The sequence below is a fragment of the Pseudomonas sp. NPDC088885 genome (assembly GCF_044750025.1).
In the GTDB taxonomy this organism is placed as follows: domain Bacteria; phylum Pseudomonadota; class Gammaproteobacteria; order Pseudomonadales; family Pseudomonadaceae; genus Aquipseudomonas; species Aquipseudomonas rustica.
This window is the reverse complement of sequence record NZ_JBIVJB010000145.1, coordinates 1858-7679: the sequence shown is the minus strand read 5'-3', so window position 1 is coordinate 7679 and position 5822 is coordinate 1858. Positions and strand designations below refer to the sequence as shown.

Below are 5822 nucleotides of genomic sequence, written 5' to 3'. Positions count from 1 at the left end.
CGACCGGTCAGCTTAAAGGACGCAACCTGAATGACGACTGACAGGGTTTCCATGACGAACACGCCGCCCATGATGAACAGGACGATTTCCTGACGGACGATCACCGCGATGGTGCCCAGTGCCGCGCCGAGTGCCAGGGCACCGACATCGCCCATGAACACTTGCGCTGGATAGGTGTTGAACCAGAGGAAGCCCAGCCCGGCGCCAATCAGCGCGCCGCAGAACACGATCAGTTCGCCCGCGCCCGGCACGTAAGGGATCAGCAGGTATTCAGCGAATTTCACGTTACCCGACAGGTAGCAGAAGATGCCCAGGCCACCGCCAACCATCACGGTGGGCATGATCGCCAGACCGTCGAGGCCGTCAGTGAGGTTGACCGCGTTGCTCGAACCGACGATCACAAAGTAGGTCAGCACGATGAAACCGAGGCCCAGCGGAATGCTGTAGTCCTTGAGCATCGGCAGGATCAGCGTGGTTTCCACCGGGGTGGACGCGGTCATATAAAGGAAGATCGCCGCGCCGAGGCCGAACACCGACTGCCAGAAATACTTCCAGCGGCTCGGCAGGCCACGGGAGTTCTTCTCGATGACTTTGCGGTAATCGTCGACCCAGCCGATGGCGCCGAACAGCAGGGTCACCAGCAACACAGTCCAGACGTAGCGGTTGCTCAGGTCAGCCCAAAGCAAAGTGCTGACGCCGATCGAAGACAGAATCAGTGCGCCGCCCATGGTCGGGGTGCCCGACTTGGACAGGTGCGATTGCGGGCCGTCGTTACGCACGGATTGACCGATCTGACGGTTCTGCAGGGTGCGGATCATCCACGGGCCATAGCACAGCGACAAAACCAGCGCGGTCAGCACACCGAGAATCCCGCGCAGGGTCAGGTACTGAAAGACCGCGAAGCCTTTGTAGAACTGTTGCAGATACTCCGCTAGCAGCAGCAGCATTAATGTTTCTCCAGACTGGATCCGCACAGAGCCGCAACGATGTTTTCCATCGCTGCACTGCGCGAACCCTTGATCAAAATAGTGGTGTTTGTATCCTGCTCGGCGTCGAGGGCCTGGATCAGCTCGGCTTGCGTGCCGAAGTGATGCGCCTGTTCACCGAATGCGTTGACGGCGTGAACCATGTTTGGCCCGACGGCGTAAAGCGCGGAAACCTTGCCCCGGGCGTACTCGCCCACGTCGCGGTGCCCCTGCTCCGCCCAATCGCCCAACTCGCCGATATCCCCGAGCACCAGGACGGTGCGGCCGGAAAAGCCGGCTAGTATATCAACGGCCGCGCACATCGAGGTGGGGTTTGCGTTGTAAGTATCATCGATCACGCGCATGCCGTTCTTCGCCAGTTGCGCGACGGTGCGACCCTTGACCGGTTGCACCGCGCCAAGCCCGGTGGCGATGCCGAACAGCGACACGCCCAAGGCGTGAGCGGCAGCGGCAGCGGCCATGGAATTGGCGACGTTATGGGTGCCGAGCAGGTTCAGTTGAACGCGCTCGACACCTTCAGGTGTGTGCAGATTGAAGGCCGGGCAACCACGGGCATCGGTGGTCAGGTCGCTGGCGTAAAAGTCCGCCTGCGTGTTGCTCAGGGCGAAGGTCAACACCTTGCGACCGGCAGCGCGGGTCTTCCAGATACCGAAAGCCTTGTCATCGAGGTTGAGCACTGCGATGCCATCGGCCGCCAGCCCTTCGATGATTTCGCCTTTGGCTTCGACGATTTTCTCCGGGCCGCCAAACTCACCGACGTGAGCGGTGCCGGCATTGTTCAGAATCGCTACGTGCGGCTTGGTCAGCCCGACGGTGTAGGCGATTTCACCCAGACGCGAGGCGCCCAATTCGATCACGGCCGAGGTGTGTTCCGCGGCCAGTTCGATCAGGGTCAGCGGTACGCCGAGGTCGTTGTTCAGGTTGCCACGGGTCGCCAGCACCGGGCCGCGCGTGCGCAGGATGCTCGCGAGCATCTCCTTGACCGTGGTCTTGCCGCTGGAACCGGTGATCGCGGCGACTGGCTGAGTGAAAGCAGCGCGGTTCAGCGCGCCCAACTGGCCGAGGGCCTGACGGGTATCTTTCACCAGCAATTGCGGCAAAGTGCTGTCGGCGACTTCACGCTCGACCAGCGCAGCCACCGCGCCTTTGGCGGCGACGTCATTCAAATAGTCATGACCGTCGAAACGCGGGCCGGTCAGCGCAATAAACAGTTGGCCTGGCTGGATCGCACGGCTGTCGATGCTGACGCCGTCGAAGCTGGCATCACCAGCAATCAAACGGGCATCGAGAGCGTTGGACAGTTCGCTGAGTTTCAGGGCCTTAAGCATGGGCCACCTCCCAAGCGGTCAGGGCGTGATCAGCCTCGACCAAGTCGGAGAAAGCGTGACGCTCGCCGTTGATTTCCTGATAGTCCTCGTGACCTTTACCGGCCAGGACGATCACGTCATCGGCCGACGCGCCGGCAATCAGTTGTGCAATCGCCTGACCACGGCCAGCAACGAAGCTGACTTTATCCACAGCCGTGAAACCGGCGCGGATGTCATCGAAAATCACTGCCGGATCTTCAGTACGCGGGTTGTCGTCGGTGACCAGCACCTGATCGGCCAGACGCTCGACCACTTCAGCCATCAACGGACGCTTGCCGCGATCACGGTCACCGCCGCAGCCGAACAGGCACAGCAATTGACCTTTGACGTGCGGGCGCAGCGCGGTCAGAACCTTTTCCAATGCGTCCGGGGTGTGGGCGTAATCGACCACCACCAACGGTTGCGTGCCACCGCCAAGACGCTGCATGCGTCCGGCCGGGCCTTCGAGTTTCGGCAGCACTTTGAGAATTTCGTCGAGCGCGTAATCCAGACCGAGCAATGCGCCGACCGCAGCAAGGACGTTGCTCAGGTTGAAGCGACCGAGCAGCGTGCTACGCACGAGATGTTCACCCTGCGGCGTGACCAATGTGGCGCGCACACCGTGGTCGTCGAACTGCGCTTCGCGGCAATACAGATAGGCGCTACTGTCGAGCAGGCTATAGGTGATCAAACGCGACTCACGTTTTTCAGCGGCCAGTTGCCGGCCGAAATCGTCGTCAAGGTTGACCACGCGGCACTTCAGGTCATTCCAGGCGAACAGCTTGGCTTTGGCCTCGGCGTACGCCTCCATGCTGCCGTGATAATCCAGGTGATCGCGGGACAGGTTGGTCATCACCGCCACGTCGAACGCCAGTGCAGTGACGCGGCCCTGATCCAGACCATGGGACGACACTTCCATGGCCACGGCTTTGGCGCCAGCCTTTTTCAGGTCGCCCAATGTCGCTTGCACGGCAATCGGATTCGGCGTGGTGTGCAGACCGCTTTCCAGTGCGCCATAGAAGCCGGAACCCAGCGTGCCGACGATGCCGCAATGCTGACCGAGCAGATCCAGCGCCTGCGCAACCAGTTGGGTCACGCTGGTTTTACCGTTGGTGCCGGTCACGCCCACCAGGTTCAGGTGATGACTTGGCTCACCGTAAAAACGCCCGGCGATGTCCGACAGTTGCGCAGCCAGGCCCTTGACCGGGATCAGCGGCACGTCGGTGATCGGCAGCACAGTGGCGCCTTCGACTTCATAAGCTACAGCGGCAGCACCGCGTTGCAGTGCATCAGCGATGTGCGCACGGCCATCGAATTTGCCGCCCGGCACGGCGAGGAACAGATCGCCAGCGCGTACGTTACGGCTGTCCAGCGCCAATTCACGGATCAACAGATCGTGGCCGGCGTGGGGGAATATCTTGTTCAGACTTAATGACATCAGCCGCGCCCTCCATTGGCTTTCAGCGGTATGACCGGGGTGGCGTTGGCCTGTTGTGTCGCCGGCAGATTGTCCGGGGTCACGTTCATCAGACGCAGAGTGCCGGACATCACACGGCTGAACACTGGCGCCGATACCAGACCACCGAAGTAGCCGGCCTTGCTTGGTTCGTCGATCACCACAACGATGGCGTAACGCGGATCGCTCATCGGGCCGAAACCGGCGAACAGCGAGCGGTACGAGTTTTCGGCGTAGCCCTTGGTACCTACCGACGTTTTACGTGCAGTACCCGACTTGCCCGCCACGTGATACGCCGGCACCTGCGCACGGAATACGCCGCGCGGTGCTTCGATCACTTGGGTGAGCATGCCTTGCATGGTTTTCGCGACGGCTTCCGGCAGCACTTGCGTGGTCTGCGGCGGCTTGTCGGTTTTGATCAGGGTCAGCGGCGCGAGACGACCGTTGTTGGCCAGCGCCGAGAAGGCGTGCACCAGCTGAATCGCGGTCACGGAAATACCGTAGCCGTAAGACAGGGTTGCGGTTTCAGCCTTGCGCCACTCGCGGTAGTTCGGCAGGTTGCCGACGCGCTCGCCCGGGAAGCCGAGGCCGGTGTCCTGGCCGAGGCCGACTTTCTGCGCAAGGCGGAAAATCGTTTCGCCGCCGATATCGAACGCGACCTTACTCATGCCGACGTTACTGGAATTGATCAGGATGCCGGTGAGGTCGAGCACCGGACCTTCGGACCTGGAAACGTCCTTGATGGTGTATTTGCCGATCTGCAAGGTGCCTGGATAAACCTCGACGGTATCGCTCGGTTTCCAGCGACCGGTTTCGATCGCGGCGGCCATCGAGATGGCTTTCATGGTCGAACCCGGTTCGAACACGTCGATCATCGCGCGGTTACGCATCATCGCCGGTTGCAGGTTGCGACGGTTGTTCGGGTTGTAGGTCGGCTGGTTGACCATGGCGAGGATCTCGCCGGTCTTCACGTCCATGATCACCAGACTGCCGGCCTTGGCGCCGTTTTCGATGATTGCGTTACGCAGCTCGCGGTTGGCCAGGTATTGCAGACGCAGGTCAATGGACAACGCCAAGGGCTTGCCGGCCTTGGCGTTTTTGGTGACCTGGACATCCTTGATCAGCCGACCGCGCCGATCCTTGATGACCTGCCGTTTGCCCGGCACACCGGCGAGCCACTCGTCGTAGGCGAGTTCGACGCCTTCACGACCGTGGTCATCGATGTCGGTAAAGCCGACCATGTGCGCAGTAACTTCACCTGCCGGATAGAAGCGGCGGAATTCTTCGATGCCGTAAACGCCCGGCACTTTCAGATCAAGCACAGCCTGGCCCTGCTCGGGGGTCAGCCCGCGCACCAGATAAATGAATTCTTTGTTGGCCTGAGCTTCGAGACGCTCGGTCAGGGCTTTCGGATCCTGACCCAGGGCTGCCGCCAGTGCCGGCCATTTCTCTTTGGCCGACTGCATTTCCTTGGCGTTGGCCCACAGGGTGGTCACCGGCGTACTGACGGCCAAAGGCTCGCCGTTACGGTCGGTGATCAGACCACGGTGAGCCGGAATCGGGATGTGACGCAGACTGCGTGCGTCGCCTTGACCTTTGAGGAAGTCACGGTCAACCACTTGCAGGTCGATGATGCGCCAGCAGATTGCTGCGACCATCACGCCGAGCAGTGCCACCATCAGGCGGAAGCGCCACGGGAAGAGTGCGCCTTCGAGTTTCATCATGGCGCCACCATCTTCACGTCAGCCGCGCCCGGAATGTGCATTTTCAATTGTTCGCTGGCCAGCACTTCGATCCGGCTGTGCGCGGTCCAGGTGCTTTGTTCAAGAATCAAACGGCCCCACTCGGCCTGCGCCTTGTCGCGCACGCTGAGTTCGTTATAAAGATTGTTGAGCAACTGGCGGTTCCAGTGCGCGCTGTAAGACACGCCGATGGCCGACACGAGCACGCCGATAAACAGCAGCAGCATCAAAAAGCTGCCGCCAGGCAATGGCTTGGCGAAAAGCTTGCTCACCGCAACTTCTCCGCGACGCG

The 5822-nt window shown here is 61.1% G+C and carries 5 protein-coding genes; all 5 read right to left on the bottom strand.

The features are described from left to right. Positions 1-947 (bottom strand): phospho-N-acetylmuramoyl-pentapeptide-transferase (gene mraY / locus ACIP1X_RS26980; RefSeq protein WP_400755795.1); only part of this gene is annotated, 947 nt, incomplete at its 3' end. Beyond that, a complete protein-coding gene (gene murF, locus ACIP1X_RS26975) occupies positions 947-2314 on the bottom strand; it encodes a UDP-N-acetylmuramoyl-tripeptide--D-alanyl-D-alanine ligase (RefSeq protein ID WP_400755794.1) in 1368 nt (455 codons plus the stop codon). The genes murF and mraY, both read right to left, overlap by 1 nt. Next, positions 2307-3770 (bottom strand): UDP-N-acetylmuramoyl-L-alanyl-D-glutamate--2,6-diaminopimelate ligase, encoded by a 1464-nt coding sequence (locus ACIP1X_RS26970; RefSeq protein ID WP_400755793.1) that lies wholly within the window; start codon positions 3768-3770, stop codon positions 2307-2309. The genes murF and ACIP1X_RS26970 overlap by 8 nt, the downstream gene beginning before the upstream one ends. Beyond that, a complete protein-coding gene (locus tag ACIP1X_RS26965) occupies positions 3770-5509 on the bottom strand; it encodes a peptidoglycan D,D-transpeptidase FtsI family protein (RefSeq protein ID WP_400755796.1) in 1740 nt (579 codons plus the stop codon). The genes ACIP1X_RS26970 and ACIP1X_RS26965 overlap by 1 nt, the downstream gene beginning before the upstream one ends. Then, positions 5509-5802, bottom strand: coding sequence for a cell division protein FtsL (ftsL, locus tag ACIP1X_RS26960; RefSeq protein ID WP_053123650.1), 294 nt, complete (start codon positions 5800-5802; stop codon positions 5509-5511). The genes ACIP1X_RS26965 and ftsL overlap by 1 nt, the downstream gene beginning before the upstream one ends. Positions 5803-5822: the final 20 nt, after the last annotated feature.